The organism is Hahella sp. KA22 (assembly GCF_004135205.1).
In the GTDB taxonomy this organism is placed as follows: Bacteria; Pseudomonadota; Gammaproteobacteria; order Pseudomonadales; family Oleiphilaceae; genus Hahella.
This window is the reverse complement of the sequence record NZ_CP035490.1, coordinates 3693742-3714811: the sequence shown is the minus strand read 5'-3', so window position 1 is coordinate 3714811 and position 21070 is coordinate 3693742. Positions and strand designations below refer to the sequence as shown.

Below are 21070 nucleotides of genomic sequence, written 5' to 3'. Positions count from 1 at the left end.
CGATTTATATTACCCTGTTTGTCGTCCAGAACAAACATTCATTTGTTTATAATACCACGGCGATCTTAATTGATTACTTTAAGATTATTAATAAATGTATCAATCGGTCAAAAAGTCATCATCCTTTTGCGATTTTACCCACTTGATTGGTCTCTCCCACTAGGCCAACCGCAGAGCCTGCCGTGTCGGACAAGTAGATCCGCCGACTTAATACTTCTAAGCGCCGGATGTTGGACCAGAACCTCACCCATTTGAAAAATCCCGCGCTTACGCCACAATAAGCGACTGAGTGTGACCTCATACGTCCTCATTACCTTGTTATAGACAGGAGAAAAGCATGGGCCTGGGCTCATTTTTTAAATCCATGTTCGGCGGCGAAAAAGCCCCTGAACCGGAAGATATTATCGAACACAAAGGTTTCCAGATAATTCTGAAACCCCGTAACCTGGGTGGAAATTACGGCGTCGGCGCGATTATTCGCAAAGAGATCGACGGCGAGGTTCGCGAACACCAGTTCATCCGCGCCGACCAGATCCCCAGCAAAGAACAATGCAATGAAATTACCTTGATGAAGGTAAAAACCGCCATCGACCAGCTTGGCGACGATTTGTTTCAGCCGCAATGAGCCAGCCTCTCGGCTATTCATAGTAATAATTGCAGCAGCATGCCCCAATAAGCGCAGAGACAAAACGCAGAAAACGGCCAAACCTTTGCTATGGATTGGCCGCTCGTTGATTATTAACATGGCAATGATATTGGCATGTTAATCACCAGGAGAATGGACGCGCCTGCGCGGCGACAAGCCGCGGGAGACAGGGCCTGACCTGTGCAGGCCCTGTCGTTGCAGACAAATAGAAGGAAGCTATTTGTCTGCCGGATTAATAATACGTCTTTAACCCCGTGGAAGGCTCCGTACCTGTCCGCTTGTATAACCCTGCATAAGCACTCGGGCAATTTCATTCGCGGCAAAGGCTTCCCTTTCGCATCCAGGCCGAAAAGGCTGGTTGTCAACGCCAACACAACGGCGATATCTCACAGGCTGATCAATGAAGGTGTCGTAGGTTCTAGTAGCAGTGTGATCTTCCAACCATACATGCTCGGGACAAACTTGACCGTTTCTAAATCCCCCACATAAGAAAACCCGGTTGCCCATACGCTCCGTTCTTTCGTCGCATAATTCACTAATACTTTTCATAATTGACTGGCGAACCTGCATAAGCGTTCGACCACGCAAGTTTGAGCCGTACCCATAATGCATACCCAGTCTATTAGATAACTCCTCGTATTGCAGGTGCACTTCTCGAGCACGCTCTGGATTGCCGGACAACGCCCATGTATGGCAAGCCATTTGCGTAACGGTTACCAGTTCCATACCGTGCCCTCCCACGCGTCTACGTGATCTGGGTCTTAACTCGTCGCCGCTATCCGCTTCTTCTCTTGATCTTACTGGCATAATCGTTCTCCCTGTTTATTAACTCGGCAGGCTTTCAAGCTCGCTCTATTAACTTTCCAATATTTGGGCAAATACCTTCGCCCAGACTTAAAATAGCGAGCATTTTGTTCTGCGCCCTTTATATATTTTGAGATTATTCTCAATAAAATCAGTCAGAGATACGCCCGGCTATTTGCAAGTTCACCTTTAATTCATGCCCCCAATTTCGCCAGACATCAATGTCGTTAAATGGAGTTCATAAAGTCTGCCAACTATAAATTTTCGAGTACTCCTCGGGGAAATACACAACATACCATCACAAACATATAAATCTCACCGGACGCTCTCCGGATTGGCCTTATAAAAACACTTACCCCGCCATTCATTTAAATCAGGTCAAATATCCTTTTTATGAGAGTCTTTTAATCGAAAACAGGGAACCAAAACCAGAAGGCGTTGTTTAATTAATTCGAATGCGAAGGCATTCGCATTCAAAACGAGAAGATATATCACAATAGAGGATGTTTTAATGCCTATTCAGGTTTATCGATGGATATTCAAACAACTGTCCTTTTGGACATTAACGTTACTGGTTGTTCCACTTTCTCATGCCGCATTATTCGACCGAGTTGCGGTTACCTGGAACTTGCAAGGCTCCAGCCATGCATCCGAAAGTAAATGGAACGTAAGTATCCGCCAGTTGGTGAGCGGCTCTGATCGCGCGCAAGTATTGGCGATTCAGGAAGCCGGTTCGGTTCCTGAATCCGCTGAACTGATGCCGCAACTTACCCCGCCGCGACTGGATAATCCCCATGCCGTTCAGGTTCCGGTTGAAGAATACCGTTGGAATATTGGCACGCGCTCTCGCCCTGACTACCGTTGGATCTATTTTTCACGCAACGACACTGGCGCCAACCGGGTTAACGTCGCCATCGTCACGGAAGAGCGCGCCAACCGGGTGATTATCCTCCCTCCTCCCGCCAGTTACGCCAGCGCCCGTCCCATTCTGGGCGTAGAAGTGGGCAATGCCGGAGACACTTATTTCTCCATTCACGCTTCCGCCAATGGGGGAACAGACGCCGCACTGATCGTAAACGCGGTGCATAACTACTTCGCTACAGCGAACAACAACGCCCCCTTCATGATCATGGGCGACTGGAACCGCAGTCCTCAGGCGCTGAATACGCAACTGGCGAACAACCATCCGGCTGTTCACGCCAACATCAATCTCGTCAATCAAGGCTCCGCCACCCAGCGCAGCGGGGGCAACCTCGATTACGCCGTCACCGGCTCCATCACAGGCGGCGCTAACTTAATGCGCGCGCTATTAGGCATTGCGTCACTGGTCGGACAACTTTCTTCAGACCATACCCCTGTCAGATTTCAACGTTATTAATTCAATAATCAGGACTATTAAATATGTTATCTAGAATTTTACCCGCACTTATTATCAGCGCAGCAATCGCGCAAACCAGCCACGCCCAGGATTATGTCAATTCGGCATTAGAGAATGTTTTTACCGGACAACTATTGGTTAATTATCATAATGGCGCAGGCTATGTGTTTACTTACCCCGCCTATGAATACACGGGGAGTGATTTCGAACGCATCAACTGGCGGACGGAATATCTTGCCGACGGTTCATTGCGTTTTAGAAATGCTTATTACACAGATGTATGTCTACATGTGGACAGTGATTATTCCGGTGTATATACGCAAGCCTGCGACAACTCCAATCATCAACGTTTCACGCCGATTTATACTTCCACTGGCGCAGTACAATTGAAGAACCGCAGTAATTCCAACTGCCTTTACGTTACCCCTGGCAGCTCTAATTCAAGCGTCTACCATAAAAGCTGTTCCACAGGCTCCATCGATGCGAGCGAACTATGGGTGATTACAGTACCCAGAGGAGCAGCGAAATCGTTGTCGACACAATAAGCATCATTGACGCAGGCATAAGATTGACCTGCTAACAGCCAGGCGCAAGGAAGCGCCTGCTCGGCAATACAGCCTTGCTACTTCCTTGCAACGATTTGCCCGAGCACAATGCGACCTTCCTGCAGGTTCCGCCCCTGATTTTGCGCCATAGCCTGGAAGGCGCTCCCCATCAATACATGAAAGCCCAGCGGCGGCAGGCCGTTTTTCTGGATCTTTTCCACCAATGAGGCGAACCACGTTCGCGCCGCCTCTGTTGAATCCGTCCAATCCGAAATAACAAAGCCTGTATCTTCCAACAATTGGCGTAGCTCAACGGGCTCAACAAGAAAGCTCGTCTCTGGCGTGCGCGCCCAGGGAACAGGAAACAACACCGGCTCAGAGGGTCCAGCCATAACATCATATATCGCCACCATGCCCCCCGGCTTCAACACCCGATACATCTCATGGTATAGCCGTGCTTTGTCTGGAATATTCATGGCGACATGCTCAGTCCACACGACATCAAACGTATCATCCTCAAACGGCAGATTAACGGCGTCTCCCTGGCGATAGTCGGTCAGAGCTTGCAGGCCAACTTTGGCGGATAACATGGCGGCGGCGCGACAATATTCGTCAGTCAGATCAACGCCAGTGACGCGGCAGCCAAATTTCTGCGCGAGACACCGAGAGGTCCCGCCAATACCGCTGCCGACATCAAGCACCTGCTTCTCCGCATCCAGCTCCACCACCTGGGCCAGCTCGAGCGTCGCCGCGCGACCGCGAATATGGAACGCATCAATTGGCGTCAAATCTTCCGGAGTGAGCTGATCCAGGTTCTTCCCCGCCCGCGCCAACGCCGCCAATATAAGGCTTCCCACATCTGGGCGGGTATAGTGGTTTTCTATCGCTTCATTGACTTGATTGGGCATATATAGTCCTTCTTGTCACCATTATTAATCCGGCAGACAAATAGCTTCCTTCTATTTGTCTGCAACGACAGGGCCTGCACAGGTCAGGCCCTGTCTCCCGCGGCTTGTCGCCGCGCAGGCGCGTCCATGCGCCTGGTGATTAACATGCCAATATCATTGCCATGTTAATATTATCATCACTCTTGCGCTTCACTCATTCATAGCGCAATTGGATATTCCCTTCGGATTACTTTTCATACAAGTCATGAATAAACGTTTAGGCCACCTACTTAATTTGGTGTTCTCTCCTTAGTTCCACTCTGGCAAACTCCTCACAGAAGTTCGAAGCTAACTTAACCTACTTTCTCCGGTCAAAGTATATTCATCCGCCAAGCTAAGGTATTTATGTCCGAAATACGCACCATCGAATGCATCGTAGACAACCGCACTCTGATTCTGGCCCTAGACGAGTTGTATCGCCAACGCATGCAGTCTTTTGAAGTGAATACGCTCCTGCCAGCGGCCAAGACGGTGGCGAAAGTTTTGGATGTAGAGCCATGTAGCGGGCCGGTCGAAGGTTACTATGCAGAGACGGAAGCGCTGACGGAGTACTTTCAGATCATGCGCGCTTTACAGCAACAGGGCGCGCGTTCAGCAGAAAAAGTGGAAGAGATGCCTGAATTTCATCAGTTGCTGGAAGTCTGCAACGCTGCTATTTATGGCGCTGGCGCGGACAGTAGCGGCCTACTGCCCTCACGGCGTGATCCCCTTTACTACGCGTTGAACGCACTGCCTCCTGACGAATGGGCGTTGGCGGCATTGACGGAACTGGCGGCGAACATAGCCCGAGAGAAAGACGACTACTCATTGGTTGGCATCGCTTCTTTATCTCAGGAGCCTTTATTGATTACGGCATTACGTGAAAGCTGCGTCTTATATGCTGCAATTGCAGCGCTATGCGCTCCAGACGAACCGCAGGAGCGATACCACTACATCTGGAAAGTGGACAAAGAAATTGCAGACGCCTGCAACCGATTCATCAGCGAGTTCAACGCCCTGACGCAAAGCGACCTCCTTCCCGCCACAGAGGATAACGCTGAGTATTTTTATGACGCCGCGCAGGATGCGAATATTACTGGCCGCTGTGTTCGCATCGGCTATGACGACAGCGTTTATCCCACCCGCCATTACCATTGGGCGATTAATGACAGACGCAAAGTCGAGGAGTTCTGGAGCGATGAGTTGTGGACGACAGAGCGTTACTGTAACGAGAAGCTTTGGCCATAACACAACAGCAAGCTAAGCAGGAATGACTATGCATGGACTCAGAAAAGTTATAACTGTAACCGCCTTCCTGACGGCGATTTTTGTCGCCCTTTAGGTCCACATGCATTAGCTCAAGGCGACACTATCTCCAGCGCTTCGCACGACTGCAGCGCCATGCACAAGTCGCTCGACGCTTACTCGCTCATCTTGGAAGACCTTAAGAAGCGCTACGCTGGCATGAGTGATGGCACTATCACCGGAATAAAAGCAACGTCCACCTGGAGTTATGTCGTCTCAATCGCCCGCGAGGAACGCATTGAGCAACTCAACTACAAGATCGGCCTGCGCCATCAAAATTCTTGACCGCACCGAGACGGCGATCACTCCTGGCGTCGGTCATTAACCAAAGACTCACGTCCCCACCCCGTTCGCCCTGAGCCTGTCGAAGGGCATCCCAGAGCGCTGGCCCCAAGAGAATCCCCTCAAGTGAAAACTATTTCCCGGCTGGATTAGTAACGCTTTCGGTATCACGGGATACTGCCGGCCCTTCGACAGGCTCAGGGCGAACGGAGTCTTAGTTGCTGTGACGCCAATCCAGCATTCACATAACATCCTTCACCAGAAAAGAAGAAAACACTGAGCAACTTCCTAAGCAACGCCCCACCCCGTTCGCCCTGAGCTTGTCGAAGGGCTTCCCAGAGCGCTAGCCCAAACAGAATCCTCAGTGGAAGCTAATTCCTGCTGGATCATTAACACTTCGGTATCGCGGGATACTGCCGGCCCTTCGACAGGCTCAGGGCGAACGGAGTCTTAGTTGCTGTGATGCCAATCCGGCATTCAAATCATGTCTTCCACCATAAAGAAAAGGAAATACTGAGCCCCCTGAGCAACATCCCCACCCCGTTCGCCCTGAGCCTGTCGAAGGGCCTCCCAGAGCGCTGGTCCAACAGAATCTCCCTCAGTGGAAGCCATTTTCCCGCTGAACCCAAAGGAATATTCCTCCCTCAAAGAACAGGCGTTAATCTTCAAAAAATCGCTGAGAAATCTCCGCCGGCGGTAATGGCCGGCTGTAGAGGTATCCCTGAGCCTGATCGCAATGCATGCTGGTGAGTATACGAGCCTGCGCGGCGTCCTCGACGCCTTCGGCCACGACGATCAATCCCAGTTCCTGGCTCAGGGCGATAATATGTTTCGCCAACGCTTTGCATTTATCGGAGTGGTCTATTCCTGATACAAAACTACGATCCAACTTCAGTTTATGTAGTGGCAGTTTGTTCAGATAACTGAGGGAGGAAAAGCCGGTTCCGAAGTCATCGATCAGGAATTTGAAGCCTAGTTCCAACATCTTTTTCATGCTACAGAGGGCGCTGTCGAAGTCTTTCAGAAAACAGCTTTCTGTGACTTCAAGCTGGATCAGCGCGCTGTCCACGCCAGCGCGGGCCACTATCGACTCAATTTCCTGCGCCGTCTCCGATCTCATTAACTGGATGGTCGACAAGTTGATCGTCACCGGAACCAGCTGACCTGGATACTGGCGTTTCCACGCCACCAGTTGTGAACACACCTCCTCCACCACCCAGCGTCCTATCTCGGCGATAACGCCGGTCGCCTCCGCCACGGGAATGAAGTCTGCGGGTGAAACATTTCCCAGCGTCTCATCCCGCCAGCGCAGCAATGCCTCCAGTGACTGCAAGCGTCCAGATTTAAGGTCAATAATGGGCTGGTAGTGCAAATGCAGCGATTGGTTGGCGATCGCTGAGCGTAAACGCTGCTCAATGGCGAACGCTTTTGACGCTTCATCGGACAGTGTCTGTGAGTAATATTGCACATGCGCGCACGCCCCGACGGATTTGGAGCATCTGGCGGCGTTTTCCAGCAATGAAGCGGCGTCCTCGCCGTCATGAGGGTAACTGGTGACCCCCACATTGGCTTCCAGATGCAGTTCGACGCCCCCCACATCCACGGGCTGGTTAAACAAATCATTCAGCTCAAAAGGAATGGGGTCGCGCAAATGGCTTGGCGTTCTTTCATAGCGAGCGCTTTTCGATCTGTTGGTGAAAACCGCAAAACGATCTCCAGACAAACGTGCGACCGTTCCTTTGTTTTTTATCGCCGCTTTGATCCGTTTACCAATGACGACCAGCGCTTTATTGGCGTTGTCTTTCCCCCAGGCGTTGATGACATTGGAGAAACGGCAGATATTCACCACGCAAATGGTGACGGAATCCAGGCTTCCGGCGATCTTGAGGCGCTGTTCGAGTCGGTCCAGAAAAAGACGCTGGTTCGGCAGTCCGGTCAGCGGATCAAAATACGCGGACATCACCGTTTCCTGCTGCAGCCGCGTCAGTTTCACGGACTGCAACAGCTCGCTTTCCAACAGCTTTGCGAAGATCACCAAGCGCTTTCGGTCACGATCAGTCAGCTTACGGGGCTTTCTATCGATCAGACAGCAGGTGCCGACCGGCAGGCCCGACGGGCCTCTGATTACCGCGCCGGCGTAAAACCGGATGTTGGGCTCGCCTGTGACCAGGGGGTTTAAGCAGAAGCGCGGGTCATCGTGAGCGTCCTCCACCACCATGGTTTCGGGCTCAAAGATGGCATGGCCGCAAAATGAAACCTCTCTGGAAGTTTCGGGAACATTGAGACCATGAATAGACTTAAACCACTGCCGATCGCGATCAACCAATGACAACAGCACGATAGGCGCGTCAAACACATCCGCAATCAGCGCGGTAATGCGATCAAATCGTTCTTCAGCATCCGTGTCGAGAATTTTAAGGCTTTCAAGGTCTTTCAGGCGCAGCGCTTCATTATCGGGTATTGGCGGAGGAATGAAGCCTTTGGAAACACTTTTATTCTTCGCCGAGCACATGCTTCGCCCTCTCTCCTCCAGGTCTAATTTCCTTAACTGGTTTACGGGGTAACTCCTGGCGCAGCTCACTTCAACACGCTATCGCGGCTTTTATGAGCCGTATAAATAAATTTAGCCCAACCCGTCATCAATCCCTATTTGATTACGCCAAATTTTTCCTCTTTTTTGATCCAACTCAGCCGACGGCCGCAGATTCAGGGCTGCAACCGCCGTGACGACTTTGCTCAGTCGATCAATGGGGGAAACGGTGCTTGCGGCGTGGATGCCAGCTATCTGTTTCTATCATCAATGGCGGGAACTGGCTGTTGGCGACATCTTGCCAAGGCACGAACTTAAAGTTGGTGTTATCCCTTTTTTCGCCCTCGTCATCCCGCTCATCCGGAGTGTTGTCGCCATCCTGCACAACCAACAGACCATAAGGGAAGTCAGGCCCCATATTGACGTTGATGACAGCGGCGCCATCGGTTTCCTGAGTTCCGTCCGTATAAGGGCCGTCAGCAATGACGAATTCCCCCACATAGGCGTTGCTCCCTCTTCGATCATAGACAACATAGCGATCATCTCCCTGACTGGAGGCCAGCAGATAGCCGGATTTTCCTGGCCCGTAATAGATCGTCAGCCCCTCGACATCCGCTTTCAAATACTGTCCGCCATGCCCGGGGTCCTGATCCCACAACAGCGTGCAGATATACTCCTCTTCCTGCTCGTCCCACTCTCGCGTGTAAGGCACGCCATAGGACGCCACCACATCCACCAGCTCCGCCTCATCGGGATCATCCATCGGAATGCGCCAGATTCCCACTTGTTCCTGGGCGGCGTATAGCACCTGATTACGCTCGTCGATCACCATTCCTTCCACTTGCGGGTCCTGGCCGTCATCGTCCTGACAGGGTGTCCATTCCACATCATCAGATAACTCAAATTCATCGGGCAGGTCCGTCAAATCATCCACTTCATAGGTCATGAGACCCTCTTTGGTCATCTTGAACTCAGCAAGAGCCAAATCCGTGGTTTTACGCTGACTGATCACCGCATAGCCGTCTTTGTGTTTTTTCCGTTTGGATACGGCCAAGCCATAGCCCGTGCGCTGCTCGTTCACCTCGTTCTGATCCTTGGAGAAAATCCAGGGCGCGTCTGGCGAGGTCACATCCGTCAATGGGGCGATATCCGCGCCGTTATAGTCTGGATTGATGCGATAGAAGCGCAGCTTGTCGGCGCCGCGGTCAATGACCACAGCGAAATCATTTTCATGTTTGCGGCTCTTTAAACCGTATACCAGGTCAACATTATTGAAGCGTCCTGGCGCATCGCCAGAGGCGGAAGGCAATGGCGCGTCAATGTGCTGCAGCGTTTGTCCCTGCATGTTCAATACAACGAGGCCGCCCTCTTTCAAGGTGGCGATGACCAGACTTCTGGCGGGATCTTCAGGGTGCGCCCAAATTGCGGGATCGTCCGCGTCAGAGTTCTTACCGGCGTCATCGTCATAGAATGCTTCTGACTCAAAACGAGCGACAACTTCGGGGGGAGCGGCAAGAACCTGAGCTGAGAGAGCGGCGAGTGTAAAAGGCAGTATTTTAGCGAGTTTCATTCCTTCAATTTCCTTGTGGTCTCTTATCCGTGGCGCACAATGAATTTCCATTGCATTGAGGAACTTAGCGCTTTTTTATGACAATTCAAATCGCCTCTTGGGGTTACCGCTTTTGACCGTCTTCAGATGACAGCTCACAACATAGTCCAGCATTGCGCACAGCCTCCAGGTCATCTTCCAGCGTCAGGGTTTGCTCCGCCCTGGCCAGCGCCAATCGAGAGTGCTTAACCGCCATGTCACGCATGGCTCCATCGCCGAAATGGGCCAACGCATAGAGCGTTTCCTGCAGCCTGATGTGTACTATCGGCGCGCCCGCCCCTTCTCTGGCGATCGCGGTGAACGCGTCGTCGAACATATCCCACAAAGACAATTCAGGAACCTGCACGCGATCAAACTCACAGGTCTCAGCAGCGTCCGTTTTGTCCTCGGGAGCCATCCACTGCACGAATAACCGCCCCATCGCGCCCACAATGTCCCGCGCCGTGCCCGGGTCATTCACCGCCGGCGACAATCCGCGAATAGCGATCTCTGACAGCACCGTCAGACCAAAGCAAGGATCTTCTTCAAAGATACGGTTGCGCCCGATCACAAATGCGTTTTCCACCATCGCCGCCTCCAATTCCTCATCGCCATCCACGACAAAAGCGATCGGAACGCCGGGTGAGACGAAAGCCCCCGGCAAGGCCGCCACCCGGATAAACGCGTCATATTTCTTGGCGCAGGACTGCAGCTTGTTGCACTCGATATGCTGTACGTACCCGACCTGGCAGGTAAATACCGGGCGCCCGTCGCTGGGAGAGCCGTCTATCCCTGCACAGCGCATCGTGGGCTGGGCGCGCCGACGCTTCAGCGATTGCGCGGTAGCGGTCTCCACTTTTTCAATCACCGCGCCCAGGCGCCCCAGGCGGGCGATGCGATCCACCCAGCGCACGAATGTGACAATCACCACCGACAAAATCGAGAGCGTAATGGCGCATAAGAGAAACCGTCCGCTATTGCCGTAATAGCCGTTCATCAACGCGACCAGAGCCACAATGCTGAAAATGAAAGCGCCAATGAACGTCGACAGCGCATTCTGGGATACATCATCGGTAATCACCAGGGCAAAGGTGCGTGGGGTGGCAGTGCTCGCAGCAGACGCATAGGCGGAGACCATGGACGCCACCGCCAACGTGGCGATGACCAGCATGCTGGCGGCGCAGATCTTCAACAGCTCGATCAACGACTCTTTCGACACCTCCGGCGTCCACTGCTCCCATCCCATCTCGGCGCCAAACGAATCCGCCCCCCTGGACGCCAGCGCCGCCGCAATGGAAAGCAAACAGACAATCAACGGCTTAATCCAAAGCCGCTCCCTGATGCGGTTGAGAATAAACTCCAACTTATCGAGCATTCCGTTTCTCTCCTGAGTTCAATGTTGCAGCGGCCCCCAGCCTGACTGGCCATTTAACGAAGACCGCATAGCTCATGTCCAAAGCGCCCATCTAACATTAATCAAGCGCACCAGCATCTCGTTTTCCAGCTCATAGTTATCGAAATCCGCTTCGGCCGGCTTAGAGTATGAGATCCACCAGTGATACAAAAACTCAATTTCCGCTTTCGCATTGCGATGTTTTTCGTCCGACTCCCAGTCTGTGTAACCATCCAGCAACCGCTCTTTATTCACACAATCTTTCAGAATCTGAAAGCAGGCATGTAGCATGACGCTATCTTTATCTCGCCACTCGTTGTCCAGAGTATCAATTTCCAGTCGGTTTGAGGGTTTCATTCTTAATTATCGCTATAGTCCAGTTATCAAGAAAAATCATGCAGTTCGGCAAGTTGAGGCGCGTATCAACCTAAGCCCTCGACGCTAAAGCGGTTCGCTTGGCGAGCCCAACTTGAGCCCAGCCGCAATCCACGCAATAAACCCCGGCCCCGTTTTTATACGTTAATTTCTTCAGTTCTAGTCACTACGGGGCGGTAATACAGGTAGCCAAGATGTACGATTTATCATTGAAAGTTAAAGGTTTTCAGAATACAGCGTCAGCGAAGCACGGTAGTTGCCTTGCGCAATGCGAGACGCTGGCCGGAAAGATTTTTGTGGATACGGATCAGCGTTGCGATCTGTATGCGCTGAACGCCATGCATTATCACTTGCGCCTGCCCAGCAAGCTGATAGTCGACCCCACCATCAGTCAGTTTTTTGATGTCCCGCCCAATTATCAGCCGGAAGTGTTCGTGGGCGATATGATGGATTTGAAACGCCACCTCAGCGACATGATGGCCCGATTCGGGGTCGCCAAACACCATCGCGCCATTTCCGTCAATATGAGCAGCGTCGACCAGTTGCTGACGCTCTGGTCCACAGCGACAGCTAAAAAGACCGGGGATCGTCTGGTGAAGCATGTGGGTTCCGCCAGCGGCAGAATCAGGGCGTATTACTCGTGAGACCGCCGACATTGGTCTTACGGACGCCCAGCCCAGACCAAAAGTCTTCAGGATAATTTAGCTCCGGGGTTCCCACCCAGCCCCGGACGATATTCAGCTCATAGCCCTCCTCCAGTTTTTTATAGCTGACGCTATGAGCCACGATCATGTCCCAATCGCCGGTGTATTGAATATCAGAGAACGTCTCAGGATAAGCGCCGGTGCGAACCTTGTGCAGTTCGATCAACGCGATGGCGGTTTTGAAATGCTGGTCGCCGAATTTCTGGTCAGATTCTTCCTTGAGCCCGTCTATCAAGTCGCATCCGCTTAACGCCAATATCACCAACAGTATGCTCAGTCTTTTACTCAATGCGTTTGTCATCATTCCGTCCTGCTGCGCCAGCTGGCGAACAACTCGGACTGAATCGCCATGCCAGAAATTGAAAACCTGTCTGGTTATTCAAATAAGGTAAAGAACGAAATTATAACGAAGGACAGCGCGGCGACCCAGCCCGCGCCGTCCTTTGAGATAACAGAGAGTTCAACGGCTAACGTATACCGTATCGCTCCTTACAACTCATATTCCACGATCAGTTTGGGCGCGCGACTGCTTTCTCTGCTTTCAATATCAACACCGTTGCTGGTTCCGTCGGATGACAACACCAGGCCATTATTCGGCGCGCCGGATAACCAGCTTCGCACCAGCTCTATGCCAGCCGCCCCCAAATTAACGGACAGCGAGCCATTGTTGGACGGAGTGAAGGTGGCGACTTTGCCGCCAGAGGTTTCCGCATCGCTCCATTGAGCGGCGCCTTCATTCCAGTCTCCTTTGGCAGGATACAGAGAGTATGAGCCGCTGGAAGGATCAACGATAGAGAACTCCACTTTTACGCTGGTGACCTTGGCTTGCGCCGGCAGGTCGCCGAGATTCCAGTGCATCAGCACGCGCAACTCCTGACCGCCGTCGCTGCCGTCCGCTTCCAAACGACTGGTATTGCGTCGACGCCCTTGCGAGCCGACTGAAACATCCTGATCGGAAGAAAGCGACTTGGAGCCGCGCCCGGAAGGATCGCCGCCGGACTGGTGAGCCACAATCAATTTAGCGGCCTGACCGCCTTCTCTGGAGACGAAATCGACGCCGTCGGACGTTCCCATGCTGGCGATAATCAGGCCGTTATTTGTTTCCTGACCGTTGATCCAGCCTTCCACCAAACGTCGACCTTCTTCGTTCAGGCGAATACTCACGCCCCCTTTGCTGGACGGGGTGACGCTCCCTACCTTGGCGCCTGTTTGTGACGCATTCCAGTCCGCGCCTTTCTCCGACCAGCTGGTGGAACCGGCGTAAACTCCGTATTCGCCGCTTGAGCTATTGACTACCTGCAAGGCCAGCTCCACAGAGTCTACACTGGAGTCGGCGGGTATGGCGCTCAGGTCCCAGGATAACAACGCGCGCAGTTCCTGACCGCCATCGGAGCCGTCTGCATAGACTTCATCGCCATTGTTGTGAAAACCGTTACTGCCTACCGTCACGTCTTGCGTGGCCCCCAGAGTTGTGGCGTCGCCATCCCCCGGGTCGCCTGGACCTGGATCATCGCCGCCGCCCTTGACCTGGGTGAGGCCATCGCCAGACCGCGTTAACGTCATGACTTCGCCGACGCTCTGCGGCTTCCAAAGGTTAAGACCGGAAGGCAGCGCCAGAGGATCAGCGTCCCGTTGCGCTTTGGAAAGCGCCGTCACATCGCCTTCTCCGGAAAAACGCGCAGTGCGCACCAGCACTTCATCGCCGGAGAACTGGACAATTTTCAACTGCGCGAAACTGTCCTGATCGATAATCCAGTTCGCATAGCGGTCCGCAGATCTTGTGGGCGCGCCCCAACTGCCTTCGCCCACATACAAGGTGCCGGCGGACGCCTGCGCGTAACCGCCGTTGTCAGGGATGACCGGCCAGGTGTATTTCACCAGGTGGCTGTCTGACTCAAACGACAGGTTCATCTTGTAGGCATAGAACGGTTGCGCCCATTCATACATCTTGTCGTACTTGGACGGCTTCGATGTGGTGCGCGGAAACATGGGTTTGTGATACTGAGTCATTCTCCATGTCACGCTGGAGCCGTCTGAGGCCAGATCCGCCTTCAGCCAGTCCATCTGCTCGCGCCATTCCGCTTCGTACCCGGAGTTTCGGAACTCCGTATTCAGCGTGTAGAAGCGGGCTTGACCGCCGCCGATGGTGAAAGCGAAATAGGTATCGTCGAGGGAGCAGGAGCCGTCTTTATTGGCGTCCACGCCGAACACCTTACAGATAAAGGTCTGATCGTTATCCTCGTGGTTGCCAACTGTTGGAACCAACGGATACACCCGTTTGTAATCCACCCCGTCGATGACATCGTTGGAGTAAGTTTCGGTCCAGTTATCCAGCCATTCATCCACTTCGCTGGCGCGGTTGTCGTCGGTAAGGTCGCCGCCAAACAGCACGAATTGAGGACGCACCTTGCTGACCAGCCGGTTGCCCTGACGACGCGCCGTTGGGTTGCTGCGGGAGTCGCCGCCGGCGATAAACGTCAGATCTTCAGGGTTGTCCGACGCCGTGGTGAACCAGAAGCGATCTCCGCAGCCTTTGCTGTCGCAAGCGCGAAAGTAGTAGTTAGAGCCGGGTTGCAAGTTCGTCAGTCGTACGAAATAGCTGCGCAGGCTACCATCGAAGGTATAGTTCTTCTGGTAAGCGGTATTCTCCCAGCCGTTCTCATCCGTGCTGTCGCCCCACAGAAGATAGGGTGAACCGCCAGAACCCTCGGAAAAAGCGACAATGGCTTCATGGGCGGGATCGTGGTCCCAGACCACGCGAATCTGCGTCGGCGCCGCCAACGCAGTGGACCCGGTCGCCGCCAGGGTTATACCGGCGATCACGGCGATTATGGGTTTATCGTTATTCATCTGTTGTAGATTTCTCCAGGTAGTTTAAGACACCGCGACGTCCGGCCTGCCGCAGCCGGATATTCCCCACGTCGCTCCCTTGCTCACTCCGCTACTGCTCCATGGATGACACTAACCTCGCCCAAGCTGCTGTACGGGGGGGTAAGGCCTGTTCACTTCCCTGATAAAAATTGAATGTCATGACGCTGAAATCGCCGCCGTCTCCCTCATGCACCGAGGAGGACCAATAAGGCCCGACGGCGGTGCGGGGAAACAAGTAAGCGTTGATCATGGGTTGGCCGGGATAGGTTTCCCGGTCCTGTAAGGAGCGCAACTCCTCAATGGTTGGCAAACGCCAGGATGCGACGCCGCAGTACCGAACCCGATTCAGCGCCGCAATCAGATCATCGGTGTCGCAGGGCTGAATATGGTCGCCGAGAATGCAACTGCCCCGCCGCGCTTCGCCGCGCTCGTTCCAGCGCCAGGAAAAGCTGGATTTGTAGTGATGGACATTTTCCTGCCAGCTCTTCACTTCCCAAATGACGTTATTGCGGGCGTCCGCCACACAGGCCCACGGACCCACTTTAGGCGCGACTTCCGCGCCGTTTGCATCCAGCTTGCGCCAACGCGCCAGTTCCGCCTGGATGCGGCGCTGCGCATGTTCGCTGGAGGCGCCGGCGTCCTGCCCGCCGTTAACGGTCATGGCCACAATCATCGCCGCCGGGGCCAGGATGCTGACGCCGATGGCGGAAATTATCTGGGCTCGCTGTCGTTTGCTCATGGCCGCACCCTCAAGCGAATGGGTCGATGGTGATAGGCATGGCGGGTTTGCGCGTGATCAAAAGGCGCCACCCACATAAACACGCCGTCCGCAATGGGAATATCAAAGGGCGACCCCGTCTCGCGGGCGCGGGCCAGCTCCAGATACCAGCGTCCATCCTTCCATTGCGCGCGACCGCGCACATCTCCCCGATCTCCCTCGTAATGGCTCATCCACAGCACCGAGGGCAGACTGCCGCCTGCCGGCGTCTCGTCGCGTTCCGCCCGATAAGTGCGTGAGCCATACCAGGTCATGGCGTTCTCCCCCTTGGTAACGCCCGGCCCTTCTCGCGGGATGCGCAGAGGCGTCACGCCGCTGGTGCGGAACCAGTCCCAGTTCTGACGCACACCGCCGTCTTCTACCGGATCGGGCTGATAACCCGCCTTGTAACGGGGGCAAAACGCGCAGGCCGCCTCAGGTTTGCCAAAGTGATCGTCGTCCAGCACCGCCATATCGCCCCCGCGCACCGCCTTCCAGTGCCAGACGTCGCGAATGGAGCCGTCGGTCGTGTAGTGATAGCCGCGCCCGGAGCGACTGGCCGGATAACCCTCCAGAGGATGTCCACCCAAATGAATGCTGTTATCGCCGCCAAATCCGCCGCCTTTGGACAGCATCACCGCCAGTTTGTCTTCGTAGTAGACGCGCTCGTCATCTTTTTCGAACCCCGCATGCAGGGCCTTCCAGCCGGACTCCGTCTTTTGCAGGGGAAGATGGCTGTAATCGGCATGGGCGTCCGGCCAGCTGATAGAGAAATACACGGTGTAAGGATTCGCCAGAGCCCGCACTTCCACCGGGATGGCGGTATGGTAGTCGTTGCCTTGGTAGGTAGTGACCGTCACCGGCTCAGCAGCCGCCCAGGCGGCCTCGTCCGGCGATCCGTCAATCTGAATACGCTCTTTTTCCGCCAGGGGCGCCACCACCAGTTCCTGACTGTCCGCACCGCCGCCCCACCATAGCGCTGCGCCCGCGGCGCAGGAAACAGCCAGCAGTCCCAACCCATGAGAGAATTTGCGAGGGATAAAAACTGCAGGCAAAAACCGCCCGCCTCGCAACGCCAGTTGCTCCGTCAAATGAGCGGCAATCAGAATCAGCAGAGACAGCGCGCCCCAGTAATGAATCGCCAGGACCCAGTCCAGTACGCCCACGCCAATGCCCAGATAGAACACTGCTCCACTGAGAAGCTGCACCGGCAAGGTGAGATACAACGCTCGTATCAGTAGCCCTTTAGGACGGGCTGGAGCAACGTCAGCGCGCTTTTTAATCCAGGCGAATAAAACGGTAAGACTGACGGCCAGCCACCCAAGCGCAGAGCCAAGGTGCCAGGAGATCATGTCGCCTTGCGGCGCGATCGCCGTCCAATACTGTTGCAATGGCCAATCTCCGTCCGCCGCGAGACGCATGCCGCTGGCCAGACTGACAGTAAACAGGGACATCGCACAGAGGTGAAGTAAAACGCGTAACCAATGAGAAGCGGGAAAGATCATTGTGGTTTCTGTTGTTATCGGTTTAATGCACTCCGCCCGCTCTTAGGATGGGCTTAAGGAGATGCGTAATTAAAAGTGACTATCAATAGCGTTACTTCAATATAAATCATTGTCGAATAAGGACTTTTCATCCTAAAACCGGAACTTCGCCGCGACAATTGCCTTTCCTGCATAGTCCAATCGAGTGAAATCAGCAGGCGAGCCTGCATTGCTGGACGGCAAGCAGCCTAGCGGCCTCCTGTTGCAAGCGCATGACATGACCGGAAACGCCCCCTCGCTGACGCGCTATGAGGGCGACGGCCCGCCGGTAATATCTTTCTTGACGGGTAATGCGCCGCAGCGATATATGAGGAAAAAGAAGAAGCCGCAATAGCGCGGGCAATCGGGAAGAGCGGCGCGTAACGTCAAGAGTAGGCGCCGGGCGGGAGCAATGTGAGTGGCGTGAGCGTTCATAAAACATTCCTTATTTCATGAAAACAGAGTACGAAGCACGAGATGGCGCGTGCGGGCGCTGGTCCTGCTTAAATTTTAGCCCGCACGAAATGCAATTCAATCTCATTTACGCGCATTTCACAACTTGGATCACCACAAGCAGTGAGCCTGCGCACAAATTGATGCATTCAGGCGCCTCAGAATCCCAGTCTGGCGCCGGCGCCCAGCAGGGTTGCAATCCCCAGCAACAAAAATATCAACGCCGCAACGCCATGCACCAGCCGCACTGGCATGCGATGGGCGATGCGATCGCCAAGCAGTACGGCGGGAGCGTTGGCGATCATCATCCCTAAGGTTGTGCCGGCCACCACCCAGAAGAAGGAGGAGTATTGCGCCGCCAGCGCGACCGTGGCCACTTGGGTCTTATCCCCCATTTCCGCCAGAAAGAAAGCGATGACTGTCGTGCCGAACACGCCCAGTTTGGCGAATTTGGCCTCACTTTCATCGAACTTGTCCGGAACCAGCATCCAGCCCGCCATGGCGATGAACGACACTCCCAGCACCCAGCGCAGTACCTCCGGCGTCACCAAAGAGGTGGCCCACGCGCCCAATGCGCCAGCGAAGGCGTGATTGACGATGGTGGCCACGAAAATACCAAGGATAATGGGAACCGGCTTGCGGAATTTAGCGGCGAGAATAAACGCCAGTAATTGGGTCTTGTCGCCAATCTCTGCGAGGGCGACGATGCCGGTGGAAATCAGGAAAGCTTGCATTCGGGATATCTCCAGGGCCGGACTTAACCATATGACTACGCCACGCCCCGGCCCAACCGGTGCGGCATAGTCAAAGGTCTTGCCAAGTTATGGAACCGTTTACGCCATGGCCTGTGGGCCAAGTATGTTGACGCAAACCTCTTCAGGGCGAAGAGAGGCTACTCCCCAGTGACGCGGGGCATACTAGTGCAATGCGCCGCATAAATCCAGCCTGTGTTTGTATCCACAGCAGAGGTTCCGCCATGATGGGAAGCAACAACAGAATACTGCCAATAATCAGAAAAATACGCATCTTCATGAGCCTCCCTGTGCTTTGTCATTGGCGACCGCAAACCAAGCTTCACAACGGCCTGTCAGAGGCCCATTCGGCCCTTCGCACACTCTGACACAGACAGGCCCTGGCTCACAGCGCCAATGGGACAATTGGAAAAGGACGGGAGCAAATCGTGACATTATCTATCATAATCAACAGGTTACAGGCATAACCTTATCGGACGATCAGTTAGTCCATACGCCCGGTTGTTCCCGCTTCGGTCAAGTTTTACTCTGCCTTGCCATGTTAACTTCAAGGATCGACATGCAGAGTATTCAACAATCCGTAGGAGTCGGCGGCGTCAACAAAAAAACGGACGTCGTGCTCGCGCAGACGCTTCTCAACCGCTTCGCCAAAACCCACAGTTCGCGCCTGGTGGTAGACGGCGTCGCCGGCGGCGCCACGGCTTCCGCCATCAAACGTTTCCAGCGGGACAAAGTCGGCATGAACAAACCCGACGGCCGCATCGACCCGGGCGGGCGCACCTTGAACGCCCTGTTGGAAGGCAAGCGTTTGCGTATCGCCTGGGGCGGCCGCACTTCCTCCGTTTTCAACAATAAAGTCATTAAAATCGCCGCCGCGATGGATATGTCGCCAGACTACCTTATGGCCTGTATGGCGTTTGAAACCGGCGAGACGTTCAGCCCCCGCATCACCAACGCCGCCGGCAGCGGCGCCATCGGCCTGATCCAGTTCATGCCCGCCACCGCCAAAGCGTTAGGCACCAGCGTTCAGGCGCTCAAGGGAATGTCGGCGGTGCAGCAATTGAAATATGTAGAGAAGTATTTCAGCCCTTATCAGGGGCGTCTGCAGAATCTGGAGGACGTCTATCTCGCGGTTCTGTACCCCGCTGCGGTGGGTATGAATCCGTCCCAGGCCCTGTTCCGACGCGGCACGCTGACCTATACCCAGAACAGTGGTTTTGACAAAAACAAAGACGGTATCATTACCCCCGCCGAAATTTCACTGAAAGTCCGCGCCGCTTACGAAAAGGGTCTCACGACGGGCTATATGGGATGAGCTATGACCGCACGCCAATGTATTCTCTCGCTGTTTCTGATCAGCATCGCCTTACCGACGTTCGCCGAAGATGCCGATGACTCCACGCTGATCATCAATTGGGACGGCCGCTACCGGTATGAATCCCAACAGGGTGACACCGCCGGCGGCACGCCAATGATCATGATTCACCTGCTGACCGTGGCCAAAGGAGAAACACCCTGCCGCCTGGAGATCAACGGCTACCAAACGGCGGAAAATCTACTCTGCGCCGCGAAAACGTCCGGCGCGCGCATCGACATCAATTTTGTCTCCCATGCCGGGGGATCAGTGAAAAACAGTTATGGCGTGGCTGTCTATAAGCCGGGAGAAACACTGTTTTCTCTGGAGCGCAGCGCGCAGGATGGCGATCTGATTACCCACTGGGGCGCCCTCACGCCGGATGGCGTAAAAAGCCAAAGCGGAGCCTACTTCGTCAAAGAAGCGCCGGGAGAGCCTCTTTCGCCGCCGCAACAAAAACGCTTAGACTTATCGTCTCCAGATAAGCAAAAGAACGAGTCAAGTGAATGATGAAACTATCCAAAAGGACCTTTACCAGCGCACTGCTATCCCTGCTGATCGTCTCCGCTCCCGCATTGGCCTGCGATGAAGATCACGCCGGGCCGCAAGCCGGAGCGCCAGCCAACATCGAAAGCGTCATCAAGAAATTGCGTAACGAAGGCGCCATTCCTGAGAGCGCGACTTACGCCGAAGCGGAGGAAGCGGCGCGACAATATTTGCGGGAAAAAGCACATGCTTCCGCGCAGTCAAAAAAGGCCACCGAAAAAACCAAATCCGGAATCAATTCCGGTCAACCTCAGTTCTCTCCCGCTCCTTCCCCAGACAACTCCTGACAAGCACGGCGCGGGCTCCCGGCTCGCGCCGATCATCTTAAAGATTATTTC

The 21070-nt window shown here is 54.2% G+C and carries 19 protein-coding genes and 1 riboswitch; of the genes, 9 read left to right on the top strand and 10 right to left on the bottom strand.

The genetic code is table 11. The features are described 5' to 3' along the window. Positions 1–337: 337 nt before the first annotated feature. The 3 genes from EUZ85_RS16560 (at position 338) to EUZ85_RS16545 (ending at position 3373) form a co-directional block, all read left to right on the top strand. Positions 338–625, top strand: coding sequence for an HlyU family transcriptional regulator (locus EUZ85_RS16560; RefSeq protein ID WP_011397462.1), 288 nt, complete (start codon positions 338–340; stop codon positions 623–625). 1336 nt (positions 626–1961) lie between these two features. Next, positions 1962–2828, top strand: coding sequence for a cytolethal distending toxin subunit B family protein (locus EUZ85_RS16550; RefSeq protein WP_127970329.1), 867 nt, complete (start codon positions 1962–1964; stop codon positions 2826–2828). 23 nt (positions 2829–2851) lie between these two features. After that, entirely contained in the window at positions 2852–3373 is a 522-nt protein-coding gene (locus EUZ85_RS16545) for a ricin-type beta-trefoil lectin domain protein (protein ID WP_127970328.1), read from the top strand. Between the two features lie 77 nt (positions 3374–3450). On the opposite strand, the gene EUZ85_RS16540 is transcribed toward EUZ85_RS16545, so the two are convergent. Continuing rightward, on the bottom strand, positions 3451–4281 hold the full coding sequence (locus EUZ85_RS16540; RefSeq protein ID WP_127970327.1) for a class I SAM-dependent methyltransferase: 831 nt from the start codon (positions 4279–4281) through the stop codon (positions 3451–3453). A 384-nt stretch (positions 4282–4665) separates the two neighbouring features. Between EUZ85_RS16540 and EUZ85_RS16535 the strand changes: the two genes are divergently transcribed. Both EUZ85_RS16535 and EUZ85_RS16530 read left to right on the top strand, forming a co-directional pair. Continuing rightward, positions 4666–5547: a hypothetical protein gene (locus EUZ85_RS16535; RefSeq protein WP_127970326.1), complete on the top strand. Its 882-nt coding sequence runs from the start codon at positions 4666–4668 to the stop codon at positions 5545–5547. A gap of 153 nt (positions 5548–5700) precedes the next feature. Continuing rightward, positions 5701–5889, top strand: a complete 189-nt coding sequence (locus tag EUZ85_RS16530; RefSeq protein WP_127970325.1) for a hypothetical protein — start codon at positions 5701–5703, stop codon at positions 5887–5889. Between the two features lie 655 nt (positions 5890–6544). On the opposite strand, the gene EUZ85_RS16525 is transcribed toward EUZ85_RS16530, so the two are convergent. The 4 genes from EUZ85_RS16525 to EUZ85_RS16510 form a co-directional block, all read right to left on the bottom strand. Next, positions 6545–8398 (bottom strand): bifunctional diguanylate cyclase/phosphodiesterase, encoded by a 1854-nt coding sequence (locus tag EUZ85_RS16525; protein WP_127970324.1) that lies wholly within the window; start codon positions 8396–8398, stop codon positions 6545–6547. Between the two features lie 232 nt (positions 8399–8630). Next, positions 8631–9986, bottom strand: coding sequence for a phytase (locus EUZ85_RS16520; protein ID WP_127970323.1), 1356 nt, complete (start codon positions 9984–9986; stop codon positions 8631–8633). Between the two features lie 103 nt (positions 9987–10089). After that, positions 10090–11379: a DUF2254 domain-containing protein gene (locus tag EUZ85_RS16515; RefSeq protein ID WP_127970322.1), complete on the bottom strand. Its 1290-nt coding sequence runs from the start codon at positions 11377–11379 to the stop codon at positions 10090–10092. Positions 11380–11451: 72 nt separating this feature from the next. Then, complete coding sequence (locus EUZ85_RS16510; RefSeq protein ID WP_127970321.1) at positions 11452–11754, bottom strand: hypothetical protein; 303 nt, start codon at positions 11752–11754, stop codon at positions 11452–11454. Positions 11755–11966: 212 nt separating this feature from the next. Here EUZ85_RS16510 and EUZ85_RS16505 point away from each other — a divergent pair, with 212 nt between their 5' ends. Beyond that, positions 11967–12416: a hypothetical protein gene (locus tag EUZ85_RS16505; protein ID WP_127970320.1), complete on the top strand. Its 450-nt coding sequence runs from the start codon at positions 11967–11969 to the stop codon at positions 12414–12416. Here the strand turns inward: EUZ85_RS16505 and EUZ85_RS16500 are convergent. The 5 genes from EUZ85_RS16500 to EUZ85_RS16480 all read right to left on the bottom strand — a co-directional run bounded on the left by EUZ85_RS16500 (position 12397) and on the right by EUZ85_RS16480 (position 18814). Beyond that, positions 12397–12780 carry a hypothetical protein gene (locus EUZ85_RS16500; RefSeq protein WP_206618078.1) on the bottom strand — a complete coding sequence of 128 codons (384 nt, stop codon included), beginning with the start codon at positions 12778–12780 and terminating at the stop codon, positions 12397–12399. The genes EUZ85_RS16505 and EUZ85_RS16500 overlap by 20 nt on opposite strands. A gap of 185 nt (positions 12781–12965) precedes the next feature. Beyond that, positions 12966–15326: a DNRLRE domain-containing protein gene (locus EUZ85_RS16495; RefSeq protein ID WP_127970319.1), complete on the bottom strand. Its 2361-nt coding sequence runs from the start codon at positions 15324–15326 to the stop codon at positions 12966–12968. A gap of 91 nt (positions 15327–15417) precedes the next feature. Then, positions 15418–16086, bottom strand: a complete 669-nt coding sequence (locus tag EUZ85_RS16490) for a DUF1566 domain-containing protein (RefSeq protein WP_127970318.1) — start codon at positions 16084–16086, stop codon at positions 15418–15420. Further along, positions 16083–17609, bottom strand: coding sequence for an ethylbenzene dehydrogenase-related protein (locus EUZ85_RS16485; protein ID WP_127970317.1), 1527 nt, complete (start codon positions 17607–17609; stop codon positions 16083–16085). The genes EUZ85_RS16490 and EUZ85_RS16485 overlap by 4 nt, the downstream gene beginning before the upstream one ends. Before the next feature lie 629 nt (positions 17610–18238). After that, positions 18239–18814 carry a TMEM165/GDT1 family protein gene (locus tag EUZ85_RS16480; protein WP_127970316.1) on the bottom strand — a complete coding sequence of 192 codons (576 nt, stop codon included), beginning with the start codon at positions 18812–18814 and terminating at the stop codon, positions 18239–18241. A gap of 7 nt (positions 18815–18821) precedes the next feature. Then, positions 18822–18993, bottom strand: a riboswitch (yybP-ykoY riboswitch). A 398-nt stretch (positions 18994–19391) separates the two neighbouring features. Between EUZ85_RS16480 and EUZ85_RS16475 the strand changes: the two genes are divergently transcribed. Genes EUZ85_RS16475 through EUZ85_RS16465 form a run of 3 tightly spaced genes read left to right on the top strand, consistent with a single transcriptional unit; the run spans position 19392 to position 21019 of the window. After that, positions 19392–20147 (top strand): peptidoglycan-binding protein, encoded by a 756-nt coding sequence (locus EUZ85_RS16475; protein ID WP_127970315.1) that lies wholly within the window; start codon positions 19392–19394, stop codon positions 20145–20147. A gap of 3 nt (positions 20148–20150) precedes the next feature. Then, positions 20151–20696, top strand: coding sequence for a DUF5991 domain-containing protein (locus tag EUZ85_RS16470; RefSeq protein ID WP_127970314.1), 546 nt, complete (start codon positions 20151–20153; stop codon positions 20694–20696). Beyond that, the gene (locus tag EUZ85_RS16465; protein ID WP_127970313.1) at positions 20693–21019 is read left to right on the top strand and encodes a hypothetical protein; all 327 of its coding nucleotides are present in this window, start codon (positions 20693–20695) and stop codon (positions 21017–21019) included. The genes EUZ85_RS16470 and EUZ85_RS16465 overlap by 4 nt, the downstream gene beginning before the upstream one ends. Positions 21020–21070 lie beyond the last annotated feature (51 nt).